Annotated in this window: 21 protein-coding genes and 1 tRNA gene; 12 read left to right on the top strand and 10 right to left on the bottom strand. The window is 47.4% G+C overall.

Going from position 1 to position 24,091, the window contains the following annotated elements; translation table 11 throughout:
- Nucleotides 1-51 precede the first annotated feature (51 nt).
- The 4 genes from CWI81_RS04190 to hexR all read right to left on the bottom strand — a co-directional run bounded on the left by CWI81_RS04190 (nucleotide 52) and on the right by hexR (nucleotide 7,760).
- Complete coding sequence (locus CWI81_RS04190) at nucleotides 52-3,048, bottom strand: TonB-dependent receptor (protein ID WP_126783959.1); 2,997 nt, start codon at nucleotides 3,046-3,048, stop codon at nucleotides 52-54.
- A 30-nt stretch (nucleotides 3,049-3,078) separates the two neighbouring features.
- Nucleotides 3,079-5,724 carry a glycoside hydrolase family 16 protein gene (locus CWI81_RS04185; protein ID WP_126783958.1) on the bottom strand — a complete coding sequence of 882 codons (2,646 nt, stop codon included), beginning with the start codon at nucleotides 5,722-5,724 and terminating at the stop codon, nucleotides 3,079-3,081.
- Nucleotides 5,725-5,828: 104 nt separating this feature from the next.
- A complete protein-coding gene (gene gap / locus CWI81_RS04180; protein ID WP_126783957.1) occupies nucleotides 5,829-6,887 on the bottom strand; it encodes a type I glyceraldehyde-3-phosphate dehydrogenase in 1,059 nt (352 codons plus the stop codon).
- 27 nt (nucleotides 6,888-6,914) lie between these two features.
- Entirely contained in the window at nucleotides 6,915-7,760 is an 846-nt protein-coding gene (gene hexR, locus CWI81_RS04175; RefSeq protein ID WP_126783956.1) for a transcriptional regulator HexR, read from the bottom strand.
- A gap of 136 nt (nucleotides 7,761-7,896) precedes the next feature.
- Between hexR and zwf the strand changes: the two genes are divergently transcribed.
- The 6 genes from zwf (at nucleotide 7,897) to CWI81_RS04145 (ending at nucleotide 13,942) form a co-directional block, all read left to right on the top strand.
- Nucleotides 7,897-9,360, top strand: coding sequence for a glucose-6-phosphate dehydrogenase (zwf, locus tag CWI81_RS04170; RefSeq protein WP_126783955.1), 1,464 nt, complete (start codon nucleotides 7,897-7,899; stop codon nucleotides 9,358-9,360).
- Nucleotides 9,348-10,076 carry a 6-phosphogluconolactonase gene (gene pgl / locus CWI81_RS04165; RefSeq protein ID WP_241970338.1) on the top strand — a complete coding sequence of 243 codons (729 nt, stop codon included), beginning with the start codon at nucleotides 9,348-9,350 and terminating at the stop codon, nucleotides 10,074-10,076. Before zwf ends, pgl begins: the two co-directional genes overlap by 13 nt.
- A gap of 9 nt (nucleotides 10,077-10,085) precedes the next feature.
- Nucleotides 10,086-11,918 carry a phosphogluconate dehydratase gene (gene edd, locus CWI81_RS04160; protein ID WP_126783954.1) on the top strand — a complete coding sequence of 611 codons (1,833 nt, stop codon included), beginning with the start codon at nucleotides 10,086-10,088 and terminating at the stop codon, nucleotides 11,916-11,918.
- Nucleotides 11,911-12,906 carry a glucokinase gene (glk, locus tag CWI81_RS04155; RefSeq protein WP_126783953.1) on the top strand — a complete coding sequence of 332 codons (996 nt, stop codon included), beginning with the start codon at nucleotides 11,911-11,913 and terminating at the stop codon, nucleotides 12,904-12,906. Before edd ends, glk begins: the two co-directional genes overlap by 8 nt.
- Nucleotides 12,907-12,910: 4 nt before the next feature.
- Nucleotides 12,911-13,474, top strand: a complete 564-nt coding sequence (locus CWI81_RS04150) for a bifunctional 4-hydroxy-2-oxoglutarate aldolase/2-dehydro-3-deoxy-phosphogluconate aldolase (RefSeq protein ID WP_126783952.1) — start codon at nucleotides 12,911-12,913, stop codon at nucleotides 13,472-13,474.
- Between the two features lie 75 nt (nucleotides 13,475-13,549).
- Entirely contained in the window at nucleotides 13,550-13,942 is a 393-nt protein-coding gene (locus CWI81_RS04145) for a thiol-disulfide oxidoreductase DCC family protein (RefSeq protein WP_126783951.1), read from the top strand.
- Nucleotides 13,943-13,960: 18 nt separating this feature from the next.
- Here CWI81_RS04145 and CWI81_RS04140 read toward each other — a convergent pair whose 3' ends face one another.
- From CWI81_RS04140 to CWI81_RS04120, 5 genes are all read right to left on the bottom strand, one after another.
- A complete protein-coding gene (locus tag CWI81_RS04140) occupies nucleotides 13,961-14,839 on the bottom strand; it encodes a DMT family transporter (RefSeq protein ID WP_126783950.1) in 879 nt (292 codons plus the stop codon).
- A gap of 77 nt (nucleotides 14,840-14,916) precedes the next feature.
- A tRNA-Val gene (locus tag CWI81_RS04135) sits at nucleotides 14,917-14,993 on the bottom strand.
- A 110-nt stretch (nucleotides 14,994-15,103) separates the two neighbouring features.
- Entirely contained in the window at nucleotides 15,104-15,988 is an 885-nt protein-coding gene (locus CWI81_RS04130; RefSeq protein ID WP_126783949.1) for a DMT family transporter, read from the bottom strand.
- Nucleotides 15,989-15,996: 8 nt separating this feature from the next.
- Entirely contained in the window at nucleotides 15,997-17,664 is a 1,668-nt protein-coding gene (locus CWI81_RS04125) for an isovaleryl-CoA dehydrogenase (RefSeq protein ID WP_126783948.1), read from the bottom strand.
- 61 nt (nucleotides 17,665-17,725) lie between these two features.
- Nucleotides 17,726-18,754, bottom strand: coding sequence for a DUF3080 family protein (locus tag CWI81_RS04120; RefSeq protein WP_157983291.1), 1,029 nt, complete (start codon nucleotides 18,752-18,754; stop codon nucleotides 17,726-17,728).
- A 32-nt stretch (nucleotides 18,755-18,786) separates the two neighbouring features.
- Between CWI81_RS04120 and CWI81_RS04115 the strand changes: the two genes are divergently transcribed.
- Complete coding sequence (locus CWI81_RS04115) at nucleotides 18,787-19,401, top strand: riboflavin synthase subunit alpha (RefSeq protein WP_126783946.1); 615 nt, start codon at nucleotides 18,787-18,789, stop codon at nucleotides 19,399-19,401.
- Here the strand turns inward: CWI81_RS04115 and CWI81_RS04110 are convergent.
- The gene (locus CWI81_RS04110) at nucleotides 19,398-19,607 is read right to left on the bottom strand and encodes a CPXCG motif-containing cysteine-rich protein (RefSeq protein WP_126783945.1); all 210 of its coding nucleotides are present in this window, start codon (nucleotides 19,605-19,607) and stop codon (nucleotides 19,398-19,400) included. The two genes, CWI81_RS04115 and CWI81_RS04110, sit on opposite strands and share 4 nt — an antisense overlap.
- A gap of 232 nt (nucleotides 19,608-19,839) precedes the next feature.
- On the opposite strand from CWI81_RS04110, the gene thrS reads away from it, so the two are divergent.
- The 5 genes from thrS to pheS all read left to right on the top strand — a co-directional run bounded on the left by thrS (nucleotide 19,840) and on the right by pheS (nucleotide 24,078).
- A complete protein-coding gene (gene thrS / locus CWI81_RS04105) occupies nucleotides 19,840-21,753 on the top strand; it encodes a threonine--tRNA ligase (RefSeq protein ID WP_126783944.1) in 1,914 nt (637 codons plus the stop codon).
- A 23-nt stretch (nucleotides 21,754-21,776) separates the two neighbouring features.
- Nucleotides 21,777-22,319, top strand: a complete 543-nt coding sequence (gene infC / locus CWI81_RS04100; protein WP_126783943.1) for a translation initiation factor IF-3 — start codon at nucleotides 21,777-21,779, stop codon at nucleotides 22,317-22,319.
- 73 nt (nucleotides 22,320-22,392) lie between these two features.
- Complete coding sequence (gene rpmI, locus CWI81_RS04095; protein ID WP_054487561.1) at nucleotides 22,393-22,590, top strand: 50S ribosomal protein L35; 198 nt, start codon at nucleotides 22,393-22,395, stop codon at nucleotides 22,588-22,590.
- A 13-nt stretch (nucleotides 22,591-22,603) separates the two neighbouring features.
- Nucleotides 22,604-22,957 (top strand): 50S ribosomal protein L20, encoded by a 354-nt coding sequence (gene rplT, locus CWI81_RS04090; protein WP_011234642.1) that lies wholly within the window; start codon nucleotides 22,604-22,606, stop codon nucleotides 22,955-22,957.
- Nucleotides 22,958-23,097: 140 nt separating this feature from the next.
- Nucleotides 23,098-24,078, top strand: coding sequence for a phenylalanine--tRNA ligase subunit alpha (pheS, locus tag CWI81_RS04085; protein WP_126783942.1), 981 nt, complete (start codon nucleotides 23,098-23,100; stop codon nucleotides 24,076-24,078).
- The last annotated feature ends 13 nt before the right edge of the window (nucleotides 24,079-24,091 follow it).

Here is a 24,091-nt window from a genome sequence, read left to right as displayed (position 1 = left end):
GCTAATTCATCGGAGCTTTTTTGTATCCCAGGAAGGATAATTAACGCTTAATTAAAAGCTGTAACGCGCTCCTAGCGCATAACGAGGACCGTACTGACGAGCAAATAAGAACTGCTCTTCGTAACGACCATAACCTTCTTCGGTTTCATTATTTAAGTTGATACCTTCAAAGAATACGGTCAGTTTCTCGTTTACGTCGTAATTGACGCTGAGGTCCCATTGACCAAACGAACGAGCAAACTGCGGCGGTGCATCAGAGGACCCCTGGGCTTGACCGACACCTAACAAATAGCTATCGCGCCATGCATAGGTGGCACGTACCGACCAGCCATGTTTCTCGTAAAATAACTGCAGGTTAGCGGAGTCGCTCAAGCCAACAAGTGGAGATTGTTGGTCTAAGCTATCGACATCAAAGCTGGTATCACCGTCTACTAGAGTCGCATTGGCCGCGGCGCCAAACCCGGTTTCTCCAAACAACTGTTGGATTGCTATTTCAAAACCATTAACTGACTTTTCATCGGTGTTACTCGGCCGGCTGATGTTCCAGACCATCAATGGGTCGTCAGAGTTTGGTTCAATTGCACCATCGGCGTTACCGTGACCATTTGCCAACATTTGTTCGAAAATTGCAGTGGAGGTCGCCTGTTCACCACGAGATTCTATATCGGAAATCGCCTGCTGATAGCGGGGACCTTGGAAAATGTCACGGATGCCGTCGATAGTGGTCTCGGTGATAGTATTTTGAATAAAGTTATCGACGTCTTTTTTAAAGTAGCCAATCGACGCATAGCTACCATCGCCGTAATAGTACTCCAATGACAAGTCGATATTAGTCGATTCAAAGGGCAATAGATTAGGGTTACCACTACTGCCGGTACGAGCGCCCGGTTTTGGACTGCCGCTTAAGCTACGGCCACCGTTGAGTGCGCCAAGTGGGGCACGCGCTATGGTCTTACCGGTAGAGAAACGACCAACCAGGTCTTCAGTGATATCGACTTTAACGTCAAGCATTGGCAAGAACACATCGTGTTCACCCGTCTGCGTTAAGAAGGTCGACTCATCGCCGCCGCCGACATACTGCATGATCCACTCAGAAGGGCTTACCCAGTTAACTTGTTGTTCAACACGCTGACGCACCATACTGGTAACATCCGTTTGCTCATAACGAGCGCCGAAGTTGACCTGGGTAAAGAAGCCAGCAACGTCAAATTCCCATTCAGACTGAATGAAAATGGCGTCGGTTTCTTCTAAAACACTACTACGACCGGTAATGTCGCCTGGACGGATGCCGACATAGTATTCGTCTGCGCCCATACGCTCTTCAGTTAAAAAAGCAGCCTGTCGCGCCAGTGCTTCTTCAATATCGTAGGTGTAGTAATAGTTCTGTGCTAGGTCACTACCACCACCAGCAAATTCGTCAAGAAACCCATCGGTGTTGTTGTAAACGAACATTCCATCGGGGAAAATTTGCGTGAAACTAGGGTTGAAACCCGGACCACCACGCAAACCACTCCAGGCATTATAACCGCCCATGTCTTGTTCTGTGCGAGTTACACCACCGGTAACCTTAACCAGGGGGACATCAAACACTGAGTTATACCAAGTTGCTTCTACTTGATACTGTTTAATGTTGGACTCACCGGGGCTACGCAAAAACTGGCTAAAGTTCGAATCTATTTCACCCCGACCCAGAACATTAGTGCCATTATTCCAAAGCACGCTGGCTTGTGGAATTTCGCCGTTGCGATAATCGTAAATCTTAGTGCGGAGCTGGTCTGAGCCTAAGATGATTTGGCCGGTTGAATGAATGCCTTTATCCGCACCATTATCAATCTTATTACTTGAGTCGTGTACATCGACCCAAAGATTAAGGTCAGGTGTGATATCCCAGCTAAGATTTAAACCAACGGAGTCCGCTTCGATCTCTGTAGTATCCCAGTTAGCGGTAAACGAGGAGTCGTTACCGGCTATATCGGCATAAACAGCGGTGCCGTTCTCGTCTAAAATATAAGAGTTGATGTTACCACCGAACTCATTCCAGATGCCCCAACCATAACCGACACGTCCTGAAGTCCTTCGAGAACCGGTGTAATCTGCGGTCAAGACTATGGTATCTGTTGGCGCAAATTGCAGAGTGACCTGGCCGTTGGTCCGTTCGTTTTGAACGTCGGTAAAGCCATAGTTCATGTCTTTAGGAAAGAAGTGGTTACCGATACGCTCGCCATCATCACCGACCGGACGCGGATCAGTAAACTCACCTTCTTCCAAATCAGGTAGGCCAACATTGGCCTGCCAGCCTTGAATATTGGCATATTGTTGCTGAAAGTCACGACGTTGTTGCGATAGCGATACAGCCACGCCAAACATGTCGTCTGCAAAGGTATCGCTATACAATGCCGCGAGCTCTGGCGTTACCGAATCACCGATATCAACCGAACTGTCGTGCATCGCTTTGCCCGAGATTACGAATTGACGCTCAGAAGTTTGAAAAGGCCGGGTCGTAACAATGTTTACTGTCGCACCCAGACCACCGCTAGGCATCGCCGCCCGAGCTGTTTTATAAACTTCCAGTGCCGTTACGTTTTCGGAAGACAAAGCTTCCATATTGTACGAACGGGAAAAACCGGTAGAAGGCATTTGCCGACCGTTTAAAGTCACCAGGTTGAATTCCGGACCAAAACCCCGAACCGTGATTTCGCTGCCTTCCCCGTCGTTACGGCTAATCGAAACACCAGTGATACGCTGTAACGATTCGGCTAAGTTGGTATCCGGGAATTTACCCATTTCTTCAGCGGAAATGCCGTCGACAACGCCAGAGGACTGGCGTTTAAACGCGGTAGCACGCGACAGACTGCCGCGGATCCCCTGCACATTGATGACTTCCATAGCGTTTTTTTCACGCTGCTGCAGTTGCTGTTCAGTTTGCTCGGTTTCTGCTGATTCTGCTGCCTGTTCTTGTGCAAAAGAGGGAAACATCAGGCCGGCACTCAGTACGACTGAGACGGCTGCCGCGACTGGGCTTTTGCTAAACATAAGTGGTTTTTTCATTATCTTATCCATTTCTGTTTGTCGTACTGATTAAAAATTTTCAATGCTAAGGTTATCAACTTGATAAACGGCGCCGGAAGACTGTCCCCAAGTCGGGAAGATCATAATGACACTGATGTCACTAATATCCAGGCCTGCATCGAATAACGACTGCAGCGTAAAGTTGTAAGTGGCCCATTCGCCGGCAACTGGTTCTTCATCATAATTACCGGCGGATAACGGTAGCTCCACAGCTGTGGCTGCGCCAGAAGATTCAACTTTTACTAGCCATTGTGCATCTGCGCCTGTGGGTTGATCGACGACACGCATGTCAAAGCTAATCGCGCCGTTAGCCAATAACGAAGATGCATCAAAGGTGGCCCCTTCATTCGCAAGGAATCCTAGAACAGTTTCTGGTGAACCCAGGATTTCAAACTGTGCGACATTATTATAGGGCGCATCAACTTCAACGACTTGTGGTTCTGAACCTGCACAGCAGTCCCAGAGCGACCAGTCTGCATTGACTTGTTCGTCGAAGATGGTGATTTCGTCAGAACCAGCACTTGGATCATAAATGCGTGCTTCGTCAACGCGGAATACGGCACCTTCGCCAGTGTCCCAGGCAGGGAATATCATAATAACGTCAATTGCTGAAAGGTCTAAACCGGCATCAGCAAGTTGCTGTAGTGGGAAGGTGTAGGTCTGCCATTCGCCGGTTACTGGCGACTCGCCACCGTTGCCGCTCGCTAAATCGATTTCAACGGCCGTTTCAGCCCCGTTTGATTCTACTTTAAATTTCCAGACCGAATCTTGATTATTCGGTGGCGAAACGACTTTCATATCGAATTCGACAACGCCCTCAACCATTAACGCAGAAGCATCAAATTGAATGCCTGAACCATCTGCTGGTTTAAAACCAACGACGGTTGGGGTCGCACCAATTTCAAACTCTCCAACGATGCCACGCTCTTCGTCAGTAACTTCTTGTGGTGTTGTACCTCCACAGCAGTCCCAAAGCGGCCAGTCAGGGTTTTGCTGGTCATCGAACAGTACTAATTCTGGCGCTTCAGCTTCTGGTGAGGTAATTTCTACGTTAGTTAAGGAGTATTCCGCACCGGCACCTAAGCCCCATGAAGGGAATACCATAAATGCGTCAATGGCATTAGGTTCAAGGCCTGCGTCAACTAATTGTTGTAACGGGTAGGTGTATGTCTGCCATTCCCCGACGGTTGGTGAAACGCCTTCTGAGCTTTCAGTTAAGGGTAACTCAGCAAAGGACGCATTGTTGTCGCTCTCTACCTTAAACAACCATGACGCGGATGAATCGCTTGGTGCAGAATTCAGCTTCATATCAAAACTAATACTGCCGGTTTCGATCATGCCGGTGGCATCAAAAGGTTGAGGCTCGCCACTTTCATCGGTGATGAACTCTTCACGCGAGATAAAGCCATTAACCGTTGGTGTATCGTTAACGACAAACTGATAGACCTGGCCTTTTTCAGCATCATCGATAAGTGCTGGTGTTGAGCCGCCGCAGCAGTCCCAGGCCGGCCAGTTCGGATTTGGTGTACCATCAAAAATAGTTAGGTTTTCAACGGTGGTAGAAGGAGGAGAGGGGATTGGTGCTTCGCCGGTAATCAGTGTTTCCTCATCGTCGTAACCAGCGCGCAGAGTTTCACAGCCTTTACCGGTGTCAGGGTTCTGATTACATTGATATACATTGATGTAGTCGATTTCTAACGTCTGACCATCAGCGAAAGCGCTTTCATCAATACCCAAGTTATTGGTGTTTTCTGGCCAATCACCACCGACAGCTAAGTTCATGATTAAATGAAATTGCTGATCGAATGGTGCAGGACCATAATCAACTGTGAGCTCTCCCGATGACTGGTCATAATACTCAGTAAACCATCCTTGATGATTCAGGCCAATCGCTTCGCCTTTACTGTTAAACCGAACTTGCGAGTCGCGCTGGGTTTGATAAAGGTAACCATCGACATACCAGCGAATTTCGCCTTGCTGCCATTCGATAGCGTAGGTATGGAATTCATCAGCAGGGTTCGCTCCGTCGGCTAATTCGTAAGCTTTCCCGGAAGAACTGTTATCTGGCCAGTCGCGACCGTAGTGCAAGGTGCCGTGTACATTATTTTCGACATTGCCGTCTTCATCGGTGGTTTTTAAGTTAACCGCTTCAACAATGTCGATTTCACCGGATTTTGGCCAGCCGCCATAGACTGAATCAGTTGGCATCATCCAAACCGCAGGCCAGGAACCTTGGCCTTCTGGCATTTTTGCCCGGACTTCGATGCGGCCGTATTTGAAATCACCTTTGTTCTTACTGTTTAATCGCGCAGAAGTATAAGGCAGGGGGCCGTCAGAGTCTTCTCCGGCTGGCATAGCAACAATTTTTAAGGTGCCATCCGAGACAAACGCATTGTCGGGCGAGTCGGTATAGCATTGTTGTTCATTGTTGCCACCACCCTGGCAATTGACTTCAAAGGTCCATTTACTGTCATCGATGCTACTACCTTCAAAGTCATCGCTCCAGACAAGCTCCCAATCGTTTACCGGTTCGGTAGTATCAATTTGGGTATAATCGGTATTCGTCTCGACACTGTCACCACCGCCGCAGCCGGACAGCCCTAGCGCAACGAGCGCTAGCGCTAATGGTTTAAGTGTTAGGTTTGTTGGCTTCATAACTGAATTCCTGGTTAGACATTCTTGTTGTTATTTATTGATTACATCGTTTTATACATTTTAATGTAAGCGCTTTCATAAAATAGAACAAGAAATTAACATCGTCAATTAGTCTCAGTAAAAACTTCTGCGCTTTTTGTTTCAGTTTGTGTTTTTACTGCTTCCATCAATCGTAAAGAATTATCCAGCATGCGGTTACTAAAGCCCCACTCGTTATCATACCAAGCCATAACTTTTACCAAACGACCGCTGACACGGGTTTGTCGACTATCAAAAATACTCGAATGGGGGTTATGGTTAAAGTCACGTGAAACCAAGGGTAGTTGATTGACCTGCAAGATCCCCTCAAGTTTTGGCTTGGTCGCATGTGAACTGATTATTTCGTTAACTTCCTCAACGCTGGTATCGCGACTAGCAATAAAACTTAAATCGACTAATGATACGTTGGGGGTAGGGACGCGAACAGCGAGGCCATCAAAGCGGCCAGCCAGTTCCGGAATAACTAGCCCAACTGCCGCAGCTGCCCCGGTTTTTGAGGGTATCATTGATTCTGTTGCGGCGCGTGCGCGTTGTAAGTCAGGATGGTACGAATCTGCTAGTCGTTGATCGTTAGTGTAAGCATGAACGGTGGTCATTAGGCCTGACTCGATACCCAGTTGTTGATGCAGTGGCTGAGCGACAGGCGCCAAACAGTTGGTGGTACATGAGGCGTTTGAAATAATTTGCATGTCAGCATTTAAGGTATGATCGTTAACTCCGGTCACAATGGTTGCATCAACGTCTTTACCCGGAGCCGAAATAATTACCTTTTTGGCACCTGCATCAATGTGTTTTTGTGCATCAGTTCTTTGCGTAAACAGACCAGTACATTCTAAAACGACATCAACTTCTAGCTCTGCCCAGGGTAACTTGGCTGGATCGCGCTCGCTACAAACCTTAATTGCCTGACCATCAACCATAATTGCTTGGTTACCATGGGTGACAGTTCGATTAAAGGTACCATGTACAGTGTCGTACTGTAGCAAGTGTGCCAGAACTTCCGGATCGCCAAGGTCATTGATGGCGACAACCTTTATTTTATCGGTTAGCTCACGCTCATATAGAGCTCTCAGTATGTTTTTTCCGATCCGACCAAAGCCATTGATGGCTACTTTTATTGTCATAATTACTCCTCGCTATTTGCGTCATTATTAATGTCTTGGGAATCGAGAGCCTTTTAAGCCCTGTTTTATTCTTGCAAGCTTTTCGCGAACTTCCGAGCCGCGCTTTAAGGTGTAGCCAGCGATAATCGCATCAATAAGTACCAGATGTGCGATACGTGATGCCATGGGCATATATTGATCGGTATCCTCAGGGACATTGGAGCTAACCACGTCGTTGCAGAATTCGGCCAAAGGACTATTGACTGTGGTTATGCCGATCACCGTTGCACCATTTTGCTGAGCAATCTCGGCGATTTCGCACAGAGCTTTAGTACGACCGGTATGGCTGATCGCAAACAATACGTCGTCCGGCTTACTATTAATCGCCCACATTCGCTGCATCAAAAGGTCGTCGGAAAACACGGAAGGGGTGTCAAAGCGGGCAAATTTGTTTTGAGCATCGTGTGCTACGGAGGCTGACGCGCCAAACCCAAAAAACGCAATCTTAGGTGCCTTGAGCAATGCGTCAATTGCCGCTTCTATTGGCTTACTGTCTAACTGCTGGCGGGCAATATTTAGTGCCGCCAGCGTCGAATCAAATATCTTATTAGTCAGTTCATCAACACTGTCATTTTCTTCCACGTGGCGGTTTAAAAAAGGCGTGCCTTTAGCCAGACTCTGTGCCAGCTTTAATTTAAAATCCGGGAATCCTTTGCAGTCTAACCTGCGACAAAAGCGATTGACTGTGGGTTCGCTAACATCTGCAATAGCTGCCATATTAGCAATACTGGTGTGGATTACAGACTCAGGGTTGCCGGTGGCAATGTCAGCCACTTTGCGTTCTGATTTGCTAAACTGACTTAGGTTTTCGGTGATGCGCTGTAGCAGGTCCATAGGTTTCGTTACTTTTGTAGTTTTATTACGTAAATGTTGGAATTTTTGCTAAACTATTGCTAGCATCCTAACTTAAATGTTGTAAAGTTACATAATCTTTTATCAATTACATTTATGAAATGTCAATGAGGACACCATGGAAAACCGCCAGCAAAGCTGTGATTTAATCTTATTTGGTGTAAAAGGCGACTTGGCTAGACGCAAATTGCTGCCTGCTATTTATCAACTTGATAAAGCGGGGCTGTTAGCTGCCGGCACGCGCGTTATTGGGGTGGCTCGTGAGTCTGCAAGCGACAGTGAATTCTGCGCTTCGGTAGAACAGACACTAAAGCAGTTTGTAGCTGTTGAGGAAATTGACAAAACAACATTTGAGCGTTTTTGTAAGCGCTTACAATATGTTTCTTTAGACTTCTCTAGTGATCAGTATCAGGCGTTGGCTGATAAGTTATCGGGATTTGACAATACGCCAGTTTATTACTTAGCAACACCGCCTTCGCTATACGCAGCAATCTGTAAGGGGCTAGAGCAAAGAGCGCTAAATTTAGAACCTGCAAGGGTTATTCTGGAAAAGCCAATTGGCCACGACTTAGCGTCATCAAAAGAAATTAACCAACAGGTTGGTCAGTATTTTAAAGAATCTCAGATTTACAGGATCGATCATTACTTAGGTAAAGAGACCGTTCTAAATCTGTTGGCGCTGCGCTTTGCAAATTCGTTGTTTTCATCGAACTGGGATCATAATGCGATTGACCATATTCAAATAACTGCAGCTGAACAGGTCGGTGTTGAAGGTCGCTGGAGCTACTATGATGATGCCGGTCAGCTGCGTGACATGGTGCAAAACCATCTGTTGCAAGTACTGGCGTTGATTGCCATGGAACCCCCGTCACGGCTAGATGCTGATAGTATCCGAGAAGAAAAGCTAAAAGTGCTTAAAGCGCTGCGGCCTATTGATGAAAGCAACAGTCACATTACCACGGTGCGCGGACAATACAGTGCTGGTTTTGTCGGCAGCAAACAAGTGCCTGCTTATTTGGGCGAGGAAGGGGCGCAAGCTGATAGTGACACAGAAACCTTTGTTGCTTTGAAAGCTCAACTGGATAACTGGCGTTGGTCCGGAGTGCCTTTCTATTTGCGCACTGGTAAAAGAATGCCGGAAAAACGCAGTGAGGTGGTGATCACCTTTAAAGAGCAGCCACACAATATTTTTCATGAAACCACCAGTAAATTGCCCGCCAATAAATTAATTATTCGACTGCAACCCGACGAGGGCGTGGAAGTGCAAATGCTCAATAAAATTCCAGGGTTGGGGAAGAATATGCAATTAAAGGCGACAACGCTCGACCTTAGCTTCGACGAAACCTTCGAGAAAAAGCGGATTGCAGACGCCTATGAGCGCCTATTATTAGAAGCAATTAACGGCAATCAATACTTATTTGTGCACCGTGATGAAGTCGAACATGCCTGGCGCTGGGTGGACGGCATCCTGGACGCATGGCAAACCACCGAAGAGAAGCCGAAGAGCTATCAAGCTGGCACCTGGGGGCCAGTAGCCGCTATATCTTTGTTAGCTCATGATGGTCGCCAGTGGGACGAATAAACGATTTAGAACAAGAAATAAAAAAGGAACAGAAGTTGGATACTTTTACCAATAATGAACAACTTAGTGAAACATTAAGCGTCGAAATTGCCGCCATTCTTGCGCAGGCGATTGAACAGCGAGGTCATGCTTATCTTGCGGTATCCGGTGGACGCACACCGCGAGCTCTGTTTGAAAAATTGTCGCGGCAAGATATTGACTGGCATAGGGTAACTATTACCTTAGCTGATGAGCGCTGGGTTTGGCCAGACTCTGACGATAGTAATGATAAGTTAGTCAAGACAACCTTGCTGAAAAACAAAGCTGCTCAGGCACAATTTATCAGCCTGTTGACTAACCATACAACAGCTCGAAGCGCCGAGGCTGCTGTTGCTGAAAAGTTGGCAGGGTTACCGACTTTTGATGCGGTGATTTTAGGAATGGGTGATGACGGTCACACTGCTTCATTGTTTCCTTGTAGCCAGCAATTTAGCGAGGGGCTAGATACCAGTGCGGCGGCCATAGCTGTAATGCCTGAGACAGCACCTTACGAACGCATCAGCCTAACAGCTTCCAGGTTGCTTAATAGCAGTAAGATTTTCTTTCATATAAACGGTGAAAGTAAGCTGCCAGTTCTACAGTCAGCGCTGGCTCAGGCACAACCTGGTAAACTTCCGATTAGTGCTTTTTTACACCAAACCGAAGTGCCGGTTAGCGTTTATTACGCGGCCGCCTAAGAGGTCATTATGAATCCTGTAATACAAAGAGTCACCGACCGTATAGAGCAACGCAGCCAAGCTACGCGCAAAGACTATCTTGCACGTATTGCACAGGCCCGTAAAAACGGTCCTCATAGAGGCGCGCTATCGTGCGGTAATTTGGCACACGGCTTTGCTGCCTGCGACAAGGGTGATAAAGGTGAATTGCGAAGCCTTACTAAAGCCAATATTGGTATCGTTACTGCTTACAATGACATGCTCTCTGCGCATCAGCCGTATCATGACTATCCAGAAAAGTTAAAGCAAGCAATTCGAGAAGTCGGTAGTGTTGCCCAAGTAGCTGGCGGCGTGCCTGCTATGTGTGATGGTGTCACCCAGGGACAGCCTGGTATGGAACTGAGTTTATTGAGCCGTGACGTGATTGCTATGGCAACAGCAGTGAGTCTCTCGCATAACATGTTTGACGGTGGCTTAATGCTTGGTATTTGCGACAAGATCGTACCAGGTTTGTTGATTGCTGCGTTGAGTTTTGGCCACTTGCCATTTGTGTTTGTACCTGCGGGACCCATGCCATCAGGTATCTCCAACAAAGAAAAAGCTCGGGTGCGAGAGCTGTATGCTGAGGGCAAAGTTGATAAAGAACAATTATTAGAAGCGGAGGCGGCCTCCTATCATACCGCAGGCACTTGTACCTTTTATGGCACCGCTAATTCCAATCAGTTAGTGGTTGAAATTATGGGGCTGCATTTGCCGGGAGCATCCTTCGTTAATCCGGGTAGCGAACTGCGCGAGCAGTTGACTCGAGTCGCCGCTCAACAAGCTACCCGAATAACCGATCTAGGTACCGACTATCGGCCGATAAGCCAGATAGTCACAGCAAAAAGTATCGTCAACGGTATTGTCGGTCTACTAGCGACTGGCGGCTCGACCAACCACACTATGCATCTGGTTGCTGTTGCGCGGGCTGCCGGTTACCACATCGACTGGGATGATTTTGCTGAGCTGTCCAGCGTAACGCCATTGCTTACCCGTATTTATCCGAATGGACAAGCAGATATTAATCACTTTCAGCGCGCAGGTGGTATGGCATTTCTGATTCGTGAGTTACTGAGCGCCGGCTTATTACACGAAGATGTGGAGACCATTGCAGGGCAAGGGTTAAGCCGTTATACCAAACGTCCGACGCTAGATGACAATGGCAAATTAACCTGGGTTGATATTGTTGATGAGTCTTTGGATACCGATGTATTGCGTAAGGCCACAAATCCTTTCAGTGATCACGGCGGCTTAGAGGTGTTATCAGGCAATCTTGGGCGTGCTGTCATCAAAACGTCGTCTTTACCCGAAGGTGCAAAATCGGTATCAGCACCGGCCGTGGTCTTTACCAGTCAGCATGAGTTAGATGCCGCTTTTAAGGCCGGTGACCTTAACAAAGATTGTGTTGTGGTTGTCCGTTTTCAGGGGCCCAAGGCAATCGGAATGCCCGAACTACACAAATTAACGCCGCCGCTTGGGGTACTACAAAAGCGTGGCTATAAGGTGGCATTGGTCACCGATGGGCGAATGTCTGGCGCATCGGGTAAGGTTCCTGCCGCTATTCACCTGACACCTGAGGCTGTTGACGGTGGGCTGATCGCCAAAATCAATGACGGGGACCTCGTCAATGTTGACTTCGAAAAAGGCAAGCTGGAATTGTTGGTGGATGAAGCCGAGCTAGCGCAACGTTCAGCTGCCCAAGTCGATTTAACGGACAGTCATTTCGGCATGGGGCGTGAGTTATTTGCGGGGATGCGTAATAACTTTAGCGGTGCCGAGTCAGGTGCTTGTGTGTTGTTCAAGGACGACGATAACCATGGTTAATGATGCAACAATAAAAACCGATGCGGATTATGCAGTAGTAGCCGACATTGGCGGAACTAATGCCCGCTTTGGCCGGATTAATCTCAAAACGTTTGAACTGGATAGAATTCAGGTTTTCCCCTGTGCCGACTATTTAAACTTGACGGATGCGATGATTGCTTATCGCGAGCAACAGCAGGTCGAGTTGATTCATGTGGCTATCGCAATTGCTTGTCCGGCTGAGAGCGATTCTATTCAAATGACCAATCATCACTGGCAGTTTTCAGTTAAAGGTACCCGAGAAGCGCTTAAGTTACAGAGTTTTATTGTGTTGAATGACTTTGCTGCAGCGGCAATGAGCCTGGTTACTCTGAATAAAAAAGAAGTGACTAAAATTGGCGGTGGTGCAGCTATTGATAGTGCTCCTAGAGCTGTTCTGGGCGCTGGCACAGGGCTAGGAGTAGGGCATCTAATCAAGTTGCCGAATGGTGATGCTATGCCGCTACCTGGAGAGGGTGGTCATGCGGACTGGGCCCCAATAAATGAAAAAGAATGGGCGATCCACGAATTTATGGCGCAACGCTTTGATGGCCGTGTATCAGCAGAGCGATTGTTGTCAGGCCCGGGACTAGAAACCCTCTATCAGGCGATAGCGCATTATCATGATCAGCCGGCTCCGCCAATGAGAGCAGCCACTATAGGTGCCCGCGCATTGAGTAATTGCGACGCGCTGGCTACTGAGACTGTTAACCAATTTTTTGCCAGTTTAGGGAGCTTTGCCGGTAATCTGGCGCTTACTCTAAATACCCGCGGAGGGGTTTACATAGCGGGTGGTGTGGTACCTAAGTTGTTGCCACTGATGGCCGCTTCAGAGTTTCGCACACGATTTGAACATAAAGGCCGTTTCTGCAACCTAGCGGAGGCGATTCCCTGCTACGTGATAACCGCAGAACACGCTGGTATGCGTGGGGTGGCCCAATATTTAAAACAGACATTAAAAAAGGACTAAAGCGATGGCCCTCTCGGCAAACGACATTTTTAACTCAGCGACGGTTATTCCGGTTATGGTGATTAACGACATTGAACAAGCCATGCCGTTAGCAGAGGTTCTGTACGAACAGGGGATGCGCGTACTTGAGATTACCCTGCGCACCGAATATGGGCTAGAAGCGATCAGCCTGTTACGCGAAAAAATGCCAGCCGACGCTATTATCGGGGCTGGTACAGTGACGACTGAGTCTCAGCTTCAGCAAGTGTCAGCAGCGGGGGCTCAATTTGCTATTAGCCCGGGTGCGACGCCGGGCTTGTTGCGTACCGCTTTACAATATGACCTACCATTAATTCCAGGTGTTGCTACCGTGTCAGAGGTTATGCAGGGGGTTGAACTGGGTTATCAAAACTTTAAACTGTTTCCGGCCGCGGCAGTTGGTGGTATTGCTTTACTAAAGGCAATTGCTGGTCCATTTCCGGATGTTCGATTTTGTCCGACAGGCGGTATCAACAGTAGTAACTATCAAGACTACCTGGCACTTGATAACGTAGCTTGTGTCGGTGGCTCGTGGGTTATTCCAGACTAAGTTGCGTTAGCTTGTGAGACATATTGGTAACCGTTACGTAGTCATAGATATTAACTGTCTGTTTATAGGTTTCTTATGTCGCAACCACAACTTATTATTTTTTACGATGGTGGCTGCCCATTGTGCATCAAGGAAATGCGTCATTTAAAAAAGCTCGATGCCGGTCAAAAAATCCAGTTTGAGAATATCAATGAGGATGATTTCAACCGACGTTTCCCCGAAGTTAATATTGAGAAAGCAAATGCGTATTTGCACGGGCGTTTAGATAGCGGGGAAATGGTCTACGGCCTGGACGTGACGCATGCAGCCTGGTCCCAGGTCGGCAAGGGTTGGTGTATTGCTCCGTTAAGGTGGCCGGTCATTGGTTGGTTTGCGGACAAGGCTTACTTGTTTTTTGCCAGGCACAGGAACCGTATTTCCAAGCTCCTTACCGGTGAGGCACGCTGCTCGCAATGCTCGATTGACTGACGTCACAGCGACTACAACTTAGCTTTTGTAGCGCTGTGAATAGATCCCTAACCCGGTAACGGTAATCAAAATAATAACCATCCCCAGTATTTGAGAGGAGACTAGTGTCTCACTTAAAATAGCGACCCCAAATACGGCTGCCGTCACGGGTTCCAGAGTTCCGGCGATTGAGGCTAGCGCTGGTGGTGTCTGCCGTAAGCCAATGATATAAAGAATAAAAGAGGCGCCAGCACCAAGTACCCCAAGAATCAGGAATAAAGGCCAGTCGACCGAACCGGGTACTCTTTTAATCTCCGTAAGATCAATAGTTGAGCCTAGTACAATGACCAGAGTGGTAAAGGCAATGGACAGGATGGCCTGAGGGCTGCCCTGCATGGCTGCGTATTTAAATGCAAAAATGAACAACGCCAGTGATAAACCGGACAGTAAACCAGTAATGACCGCAAACAGGCTTAGCGCACTGCCGTCAACCTGATAAATGCGGGTTAGCATGACCACGCCAACTAACACTAAAAAAATTGATGCCCACTTAACGGCACTAGGTCTCTCTAATCTCAACGCAAAAGAAATCAAATAAACAAATACTGGGGCGCAATACATTAGTGTCGCAGCAACGGCGACACTGCCTTTTTCGATGCTTAAGAAATAGAATGCGAAGTTACCTGCGACGCCTAGTCCGGCGAGGATGGACCAAAACCATAAGCGCAGGTAGACAAGACCACTGTTGCGTGACCTAACTGCTAACCATAACAACACAAATAGCAAACCGATTGCGCCTCGAATAAAGGACACAAGCAGAGGATCCCAACCGTTGTTTATTAAAACTCCGGCGATGCCGCCCGCCAGCCCCCAAAAAAGTGCCGCAAACGTCACCAGTATTACGCCTGAATTAGACATTCTAGGGTCAACTTCTAAGTGGAAAATTTAGTGCGGTTAATACTTTAAAGTTAGAAGACATGATGGGGATAATCAAATGGTGCGTCCGAGTAGACTCGAACTACCGACCTCTGCCATGTCAAGGCAGCGCTCTAACCAACTGAGCTACGGACGCACTTTATAGAGGATGTCGTTGAAGACGGGCGCTATATTATTCATTTAGGCGGGGTGACGCAAGTGTTTTTTGCTGACTATTGCACGACTGATTAGTTTTCGGACAATTCGCTAAAGCAGGAATAAAACTCCAATTCCACTCAGTGACAGCAGCGCCCCAAGAAGTGAGCGACGGGTCAGTTTTTGACGCTTTAGCAAAGCAATGGGAATTAAGAATAAAGGCGCCGTTGAGAGTAATGTTTGGGTTAAGCCCGGGTTGATATGAGCGATGGAAACTTGCTGTAACCAAATCGCTAAAAAAGTGCCAAATAGGATAGCTCCCAGCAAAGGCATTGGGTTAACGGCAGTAAGTTGACGGGCGATAGTTCGATAAGCGCCGCGTCGCGATAGACCAACTATAATAACCAGTAGTAACGAGCCTGCGGCCAACCTTACTAAAGCTGCGTCCACGGCGCTCATGTCCGAACTCATCAGTACCGCGAACGCCATGGTTAACCCGGTCGCCTGGCATAACGCAGCAGCGCAGCCAAACAACACACCGGACATCGATAAGCTAGGTGTGTGGTCGGGAGCCCGCTCGGTAACGACAAATAGTACACCACTGAGTGTTATTAAAGCGCCAGTAACTTCAATGACTGATAACCGGTCATTTAAAAATATCCACGCCATAAAAGCAGCAAGGGGAGGTGCCAGATACTCAAGCAGCATTGCATGCCATGGGCCTAAACGTCGTAGTGCGGAAAAATGGCAACTGTCGCCAATAGTTATACCGATAATACCGCTTAATGCTAATAGCCAGCCCCCTGAACTTGAAAGCAAAGAATTGCCAAATAATAGACTAACTATCAGCAACAACGGTGTTGCAACGACACCTTTCAGCAGGTTCATTTGTAGGGGTGAGAAATGGCTTCCGGCACGGTGGTATAAAAGCGTCGCCACAGCCCAAAAGCTGGCGGCTAGTAACGCGGCTAATTGACCGATAACTTCTGGTGACAAGAGGAATCCTACAGCGACGGTGTTGCGCGATTGATAATACCTGAGACATTCACGTTTTTGGGCAAGCCGCCATAATTCATAGGGTTACGCGCTTCTAGCCGTCCGGCAGAAAAAGCCTCAGCAACATAATCAGGAGCATGTTGCAGTAATAACGCTGCTTGGAGTGCTAATGCCATTCGATCCGCGAATTGGCGCGCATGATATTGCCACTGATCTTGGGGAGTCTGTTTAAAGTCACGCTGTAGCGCCTGGCAAAAGCTATCAAAGCGTTTATCCCTGCCTCGTGCTTTGCCAAGTTCAGCAAAAAAAACTTCAAGTACCTTAGGCTCTTTTTGTATTGCTCGCAGAATATCCAGACACTGTACGTTACCGCTGCCTTCCCAAATTGCGTTAATGGGCGATTCCCTTAATAAGCGGGGCATGATGGTGGTTTCCATAACGCCCATACCGCCAATGACTTCCATTGCTTCATAGGCATGATTCGGCGTGCGTTTACAGATCCAGTATTTGCCAATTGGTGTGGCAATGCGGGTTAGTAGCCGTTCGTGCTCATCATCCTGGTTATCGAAAGCCCTTGCCATACGAAATGCAAGCGTCATGGCAGCTTCGCTTTCCAGCGCTAAATCCGCCAGCAAGTTTTGCATTAGCGGTTGCTCGCTGAGCCGAGCTCCAAAGGCTGATCGGTAATGACAGTGATGTAGCGCTTGCACGGTTGCCTGGCGGATACCTGACGAAGAGCCAATCATGCAGTCATAGCGAGTCATTGCAACCATCTCAATAATAGTGCGAACACCGCGGCCCTCTTCACCAACCATCCAGCCCAGCGCTCCGCGCAGTTCGCATTCACTTGACGCATTAGCAACGTTGCCCATTTTGTCTTTTAACTGCTGTATCTGAAGTGGGTTTTTAGTACCGTCGGGCTGCCAGCGGGGCATTAAGAAGCAAGATAATCCGCCCGGTGCTTGCGCTAATACTAAAAATAAGTCACACATCGGTGCAGATACGAACCATTTGTGACCGACTAATTCGTAAGCCTCACCTGGCCCGTGTTGGCTGACGGGGTACGCTTTCGTTGTGTTGGTGCGAACGTCTGACCCTCCTTGTTTTTCGGTCATCGCCATGCCGACCGTTAATCCATGCTTTTGGCTATCGGGTACGTTTCGCGGGTCATAATGCGGTGCTAAAATCTTTTCACCGTATTGTTTAAATAGCTGGGGCTGATGTTTTAGTGCCGGGATGGCGGCAAAGCTCATTGTAATTGGACAACCGTGGGCCGCTTCTACCTGCGTGTGCAGATAATATTTGGCAGCACGGGCGACTTGAGCTCCGGCTTTCGGAGCAGACCAGGGACTACCGTGTAACCCTTCTGTCTTGGCAATATCCATCAATTGGTGATAACTAGGATGAAAGTCGATTTCGTCGATACGATGGCCAAAACGGTCGTGCGTTCTTAGCTGCGGTTTGTTGGCGTTGGCATCAAAACCCAATTTGATTCGTTCACTGAGTCCGCATTCAGCACCAAAACGGACCACATCTTGCTCGGCCCAGCTACCACCTTCGCGATTGAGTGCCTCTTGCAGGGCCTGATCTTCAGCGTATAGGTTATAGTTTTCCAGCACCGGCGGTTGATTTTCCACGTCGTGAGTAGAGGCGAGATAGCGATTGTCGTCCGTCATCGTATGGCTCCTGCGACAGAGTGCCGCTGTCTAGTTTCACGGATGTAGCACTTTCTTCATTCTATTGGCCAGGGGTAAATTCGCAAGCCTTAAATAGTTGTTGCCAGGGTTGTACAAAGCTTTTACTGCTGTCAGTCAGGAAATCTCCCTGTTTCGATAGCTGTTGTAGATATTGTCGCAGTTCAGGCTGTGGTAATCGCTGTTGCAGCTGCTCAAACACTGGCTGCAGTCGCTGATACTGTTGGGTGAGCTGGGCCAACGTAGGCTGCAGTTGTTCAATAAAAAAACTTAAAAACACATTTCTTAATACCGTAGCACGTTCCGGTACACCTTTCGTAGTGCAGCCAGCGGCTGCTGGTAAAGAGGGAAAGTGTTGTTCTAACTGAGTCAGGTAAAGGCGCATTTGCACCACGGAACGGTAGAGTTGTCCAAGATAATCGGACTGAGCTAATTGCTCACGCCAAACCGATAGCTCAGACGTTTCACTAGGTTGTGTTAGCCAATTCGCTAGCTGCTTTAATGCATTTAAATCGGTCGTAAATTGTTGTTCATTAACGTGTCGCAACGCATTGTTGCCATACGAGAGGGCATTACGTAAGGCATCGTCCGTAGCTACAGCAACGGCGAGATCGTAATCTTCCTGCCCAGCTTTAGCGTCGACCGCGGCTATTAACTCCTGTTTAATTTGAAGTGATTGTGGGTGTTCGGCACATTGATTAAGCGCAGCCAATAACCGAATGTCTTGTTGGTATCGCATTAAACCATCTTCTAGCCGTCCGAGTGAACTATTACGCTCAGCAATTAGTTGGCCAGCCTTACAGTGGCCTAGCCGCAGGCTGGTTAAAAAGTTCATACTGCTGACGTTGCCGCTCGGTTTAAGGGATCTAACCGGTGGCATTTGCTCAGGCCGTGGTTGATAGTCGAGTGAAGCTGGTTGGATACCGAGTGTATTCGAGATGCGCTCATTCAGTGAGTGTAATGGCGATAAAACCGAAGGCGCAGGAGAACAGCCCAATAGGGTCAGGCATAATAATGTAGCCGCTACGGTGTACTGGTAACTGCCGCGGATTCTCAGTAAACTGCTTTGCAACTTAATTACTCCCTTATTGTTCAGGTGCTGTTATGTTCACTGGTATTGTTCAAACACAAGCTCAGGTTCTCAATATTAAAGACTCTGGCGAATTTCGCCATTTGATCGTCCAGGTGTCGCCAGAATTTCTTAAGAAACTGGATATTGGCGCCAGTGTAGCGATAAACGGCTGTTGTTTGACAGTGGTTCACTATACCGAAAATACAGTAGAGTTTGATGTTATCGACGAGACCTTGCGGCTCACTAATCTCGGCGAGTTAAACAAGGGCAGCTCAGTAAATTTAGAGCGTTCATTGAAAGTCGGTGATGAAATTGGTGGTCACCATGTTTCAGGGCATATTCACTGCCAGGGCACTTTAGTGGAAGTGCAACAGAGCGATAACAACTGGGCCGGCTGGGTAGAAGTCCCTGAACAATACAGTGATTACTTATTTGCCAAGGGGTTTATCGCTGTTAACGGCGCCAGCTTAACCATCGGAGAGGTAACTGGTAATCGGTTTAGTTTACATTTAATACCGGAAACCCTTCGATTAACGAACTTGTCACACGCACAACCGGGCACTCAACTCAATATTGAGCTTGACCAACAGACCATTACTATCGTGGAAACGGTTGAACGCGTATTAAAGCAGCGCGGAACAACTTAGTAAAACTGCTCGTCGTTGCCGTCAATCTTTACTCGTGTTTTCTGTTGCAGTTCATCAACGGTGAGCTGCACGTGAAATAGTTCTCCGCAAGCGGAACACTCTTCCTGATAATCTTGATCCCCTTCAGATTGGTCGATTTCCAACGAGGTATTGTGGCCACAATGTGGGCAGCGCACCAGAATGCTTTTCAGGTCTTCTTCATGCATGTATAGACTCCTCCTATTTCTGCTTTAATTATAGAAACAAAAACGCAAGTTAGCCGACTATTTTTTGTCGCTAGAATCGCCGTATTAGGGTTGCTCAAAGAAAGGCCGTCGATTATAGTAACCGCTCGCGTTCGACTGTAACGAACGCAACAAATTTCGTATGGTTCTGAAGAATCAAATTAAGCGCATGTGGCACTTGGTAGGTGTCACCACTGTACAGAAAGGACGTTTCATGCCTGTAATCACTCTCCCTGACGGAAGTCAACGCGAATTTGCCCAACCCGTTTCTATTCTTGATGTCGCTGCAGATATCGGACCTGGCCTTGCTAAAGCGACCGTGGCCGGTCGTATTGACGGTGAACTGGTCGATGCTTGTGAAGTAATAGAACACGATGCTCGGGTCGAAATGGTCACTGCAAAGGACGATGACGGCGTTGATATCATTCGCCACTCTTGTGCTCATTTGTTGGGACACGCTGTTAAACAGTTATGGCCAGATGCAAAAATGGCCATTGGCCCAGTTATCGATAATGGCTTTTATTACGACATCGACGTTGATCACACCTTTACTCAAGATGATCTTGATAAACTCGAACAACGAATGAAAGAGTTGGCTAAAACTGAATATCGGGTAGAGAAAAACAAAGTGAGCTGGCAACAAGCTCGGGAAACTTTTGTTGATCGGCACGAACCCTATAAGGTGGAGATCCTCGACGAAAATATTCCGACGGATGCTCATCCTGCGTTATACCACCACCAAGAATATATTGATATGTGCCGGGGCCCGCATGTACCTAATATGAAGTTTTGCCAGCACTTTAAAGTCATGAAAATGGCCGGCGCCTATTGGCGTGGCGACTCTGACAACAAGATGTTGCAACGTATTTATGGTACTGCCTGGGCTGATAAAAAACAGCTAAAAGCATATTTGAAGCGCTTAGAAGAAGCGGAAAAACGCGATCATCGTAAAATTGGTAAAAATCAAGACTTATTCCACTGGCAGGAAGAAGCTCCGGGCATGGTGTTTTGGCACCATAATGGCTGGACTATTTTCCGTGAACTAGAAGAATATATTCGTGAAAAATTGCGCGAATATAACTACCAGGAAGTGAAGGGTCCGATGATGATGGACCGTGTACTTTGGGAAAAATCAGGTCATTGGGAGAAATTCTCTGAGTTGATGTTCACTACAGCCTCGGAAAACCGCGAGTATGCGGTAAAACCGATGAATTGCCCGGGTCATGTACAGATTTTTAATCAAGGCTTAAAGTCATACCGCGATTTGCCACTGCGTATGGCCGAATTTGGAAGCTGTCATCGGAATGAGCCATCCGGTGCATTACATGGCTTGATGCGAGTACGGGGTTTTACGCAGGATGACGCACACGTTTTCTGTACGGAAGATCAAGTACAGTCCGAAGTGGCCAGCTGTATTAAAATGGTTTACGAAACTTATCAAACATTCGGTTTTGATAAGGTCGATGTGAAATTATCGACTCGCCCGGAAAAACGTTTGGGTGATGATGCAACTTGGGATCGTAGCGAAAAAGCGCTGGCTGATGCGCTAAAAGCCCATGACATCGATTTTGAGTATTTACCAGGCGAGGGCGCTTTTTACGGTCCTAAAATTGAATTTACACTATTTGATTGCCTGGGCCGGGCATGGCAGTGCGGTACTATCCAGCTCGACTTTGCCTTGCCGGAACGATTGAATGCGACTTATGTCGGTGAGGATAACGAACGGCACACGCCAGTGATGATTCACCGTGCGATCTTAGGTTCGCTGGAACGTTTTATGGGAATTTTAATCGAAGAATATGCAGGTCATTTCCCAATTTGGTTAGCACCAACGCAGGTGGTATTAATGAATATCACTGATAATCAAAGCGATTATGTCAAAAATGTGGTAAAATCCCTGAATAAAAAGGGAATTCGTGCCACTGCCGACTTGAGAAATGAGAAGATTGGCTTTAAAATCCGTGAGCATACTCTTAAAAGAGTTCCCTATTTACTTGTAGTCGGCGATAAAGAAGTCGAAGCAGGTGAGGTTGCGGTTCGTACTCGTAGTGGTGAAGACTTGGGCAAATTCCCCTTGGAAGACTTCATTTCACGTATTGAAGACGAAGTACAGACACGCAAGATTTAATAAATTAAGTGGAGGAATAAACCATTAAAGGCGGAAAAAGAACTCAAAAAGCTGCAGATAAAAATCGTATCAACGAAGACATTACGGTTGATGAGGTTCGCTTAATCGGAACCGAAGGCGAACAGATTGGTGTTGTCAGTATAAAAGAAGCTCTTGACGCAGCAGCGGAAGCTGGCGTTGACTTGGTGGAAATGAGTCCGAACGCGGAACCACCGGTCTGCCGCTTAATGGATTACGGTAAATTCCTCTTCGAAAAGAGTAAAGAGCAGAAAGAACAGAAGAAGAAGCAAAAACAGATTCAGGTTAAGGAAGTTAAGTTCCGACCTGGAACTGACGAGGGCGATTACCAGGTAAAACTGCGCAACCTGCGTCGATTCCTCGAGGGAGGTGACAAAACTAAAGTCACTATTCGTTTCCGTGGCCGGGAAATGGCACACCAAGAGTTGGGTATTGAGTTATTAAATCGTATTAAAGACGATTTGGACGAAATCTCAACACTTGAGTCGTTCCCAAGACGTGCCGAAGGGCGCCAGATGATTATGGTCTTGGCACCCATCAAGAAGTGATCGTGGTCTACAAGTAGTCTGATTGTCAGGCTCACCCTTTCACACTTTTATCAACAATGCGGAGTTTTATTTCATGCCGAAAATGAAATCAAACAAAGGCGCTTCCAAGCGCTTTAAGAAGACTGCTTCTGGTGGTTTTAAGTGCAAGCAATCTCACTTGCGTCATATTCTGACAAAGAAGAGCCCTAAGCGTAAGCGTCAGCTTCGCGCGAAGAACATGGTCCATGAGGCCGACGTTCAATTAGTCGCTCGCATGTTACCGTACGCATAAGGGGAGATAGCAAATGGCACGAGTAAAACGTGGTGTAATCGCGAGAGCGCGTCACAAAAAAGTCCTGAAGCAGGCGAAAGGTTATTATGGTGCCCGTAGTCGCGTTTATCGCGTTGCGGTCCAGGCAGTCACTAAAGCAGGTCAATATGCATACCGTGACCGTCGCAACAAGAAACGTCAATTCCGTCAACTATGGATTGTTCGTATCAATGCTGCGGCTCGTCAAAACGGTTTGTCTTACAGCCGCTTTATCAATGGTCTGAAAAAAGCATCAATTGAAATCGATCGTAAAATCCTGGCCGACATCGCTGTTCACGATCAAAACGGCTTTGCCGCTTTGGTAGAGAAAGCGAAAGGTGCACTGTAACTGGTTAGATCATTCTGACGAATGAAATAATCTGAACAGATTTCAAAGGGAGCCAATAGGCTCCCTTTTTTGATCAAATTTCTGCTAGAATGAGCGCTTTCTAATTTCGCGTTTAAGCATTTGTGGGTGTTGAGGAAAACATGCAATTACAGGAAATCGTGGAACAAGCCGAAGCTGCTATTGCCAATGCGGACTCTCCGCAGGCATTGGACGAAGTTCGGGTCGAATATATGGGCAAGAAGGGCAAGCTAACCGAGCTTTTAAAGGGGTTAGGTAAGCTCGACCCCTCGGAACGCCGGGAAGCTGGCCAAAAGATAAATGAAGCTAAACAGCAGGTGCAGGCAAGTATTAACGCCCGTAAGGAACTGTTAAAAGCAGAAGAGTTAAAGGCCCAATTAGACGCGGAACGACTGGATGTAACACTACCCGGTCGAGCAACAACCGTAGGTGGTGTTCATCCGGTAACGCAAACGATTCGTCGAATTGAGCAATTCTTTGGTGACTTGGGCTTTAGTGTCAAAGAAGGCCCTGAAGTAGAAGACGGTTTCCATAACTTTGACGCTTTGAATATTCCTGCCAACCATCCGGCCAGGGCAGATCACGATACATTCTACTTTACGCCTTCAACAATGCTTAGAACTCAGACCTCCGGTGTGCAAATCCGTACGATGGAAGTTGAAGAGCCACCACTGCGTATTATATCGCCAGGTCGTGTCTACCGAAACGATTACGATCAGACACACACGCCGATGTTTCATCAGGTAGAAGGTCTGATGGTTGATACCGACGTATCATTTACTCAGCTAAAAGGTATTCTGGAAGATTTTCTTACGCATTTCTTTGAAGAGTCGTTGCAAGTTCGTTTTCGTCCTTCGTACTTTCCTTTTACAGAACCATCAGCTGAGGTTGATGTTATGGGCAAAGACGGCAAGTGGTTGGAAGTTTTAGGCTGCGGCATGGTACACCCAAATGTGCTTAAAGCGGTTGGAATTGACCCGGAGAAATATACCGGATTCGCCTTTGGTATGGGGGTAGAGCGTCTAACTATGCTGCGCTATGGCGTAACCGATCTGAGGGCGTTTTTTGAAAACGACCTGCGTTTCTTAAAGCAATTCAACTAATCAATGAAAGGGC

The sequence above is a fragment of the Idiomarina seosinensis genome (assembly GCF_003987275.1).
Classification (GTDB): domain Bacteria; phylum Pseudomonadota; class Gammaproteobacteria; order Enterobacterales; family Alteromonadaceae; genus Idiomarina; species Idiomarina seosinensis.
Note: the sequence above shows the minus strand (reverse complement) of the source record. Positions and strands in the feature narration are given on the sequence as shown.

Bases quoted from the DNA above. Each gene is read 5' to 3' on its own strand.
- edd (WP_126783954.1), top strand. From the start codon at position 10,086: ATGAATCCTGTAATACAAAGAGTCACCGACCGTATAGAGCAACGCAGC.
- gap (WP_126783957.1), bottom strand. From the start codon at position 6,887: ATGACAATAAAAGTAGCCATCAATGGCTTTGGTCGGATCGGAAAAAAC.
- CWI81_RS04115 (WP_126783946.1), top strand. From the start codon at position 18,787: ATGTTCACTGGTATTGTTCAAACACAAGCTCAGGTTCTCAATATTAAA.
- pheS (WP_126783942.1), top strand. From the start codon at position 23,098: ATGCAATTACAGGAAATCGTGGAACAAGCCGAAGCTGCTATTGCCAAT.
- CWI81_RS04150 (WP_126783952.1), top strand. From the start codon at position 12,911: ATGGCCCTCTCGGCAAACGACATTTTTAACTCAGCGACGGTTATTCCG.
- CWI81_RS04145 (WP_126783951.1), top strand. From the start codon at position 13,550: ATGTCGCAACCACAACTTATTATTTTTTACGATGGTGGCTGCCCATTG.
- rpmI (WP_054487561.1), top strand. From the start codon at position 22,393: ATGCCGAAAATGAAATCAAACAAAGGCGCTTCCAAGCGCTTTAAGAAG.
- CWI81_RS04125 (WP_126783948.1), bottom strand. From the start codon at position 17,664: ATGACGGACGACAATCGCTATCTCGCCTCTACTCACGACGTGGAAAAT.
- CWI81_RS04185 (WP_126783958.1), bottom strand. From the start codon at position 5,724: ATGAAGCCAACAAACCTAACACTTAAACCATTAGCGCTAGCGCTCGTT.
- zwf (WP_126783955.1), top strand. From the start codon at position 7,897: ATGGAAAACCGCCAGCAAAGCTGTGATTTAATCTTATTTGGTGTAAAA.
- CWI81_RS04110 (WP_126783945.1), bottom strand. From the start codon at position 19,607: ATGCATGAAGAAGACCTGAAAAGCATTCTGGTGCGCTGCCCACATTGT.
- glk (WP_126783953.1), top strand. From the start codon at position 11,911: ATGGTTAATGATGCAACAATAAAAACCGATGCGGATTATGCAGTAGTA.
- rplT (WP_011234642.1), top strand. From the start codon at position 22,604: ATGGCACGAGTAAAACGTGGTGTAATCGCGAGAGCGCGTCACAAAAAA.
- CWI81_RS04140 (WP_126783950.1), bottom strand. From the start codon at position 14,839: ATGTCTAATTCAGGCGTAATACTGGTGACGTTTGCGGCACTTTTTTGG.
- thrS (WP_126783944.1), top strand. From the start codon at position 19,840: ATGCCTGTAATCACTCTCCCTGACGGAAGTCAACGCGAATTTGCCCAA.
- hexR (WP_126783956.1), bottom strand. From the start codon at position 7,760: ATGGACCTGCTACAGCGCATCACCGAAAACCTAAGTCAGTTTAGCAAA.
- CWI81_RS04190 (WP_126783959.1), bottom strand. From the start codon at position 3,048: ATGAAAAAACCACTTATGTTTAGCAAAAGCCCAGTCGCGGCAGCCGTC.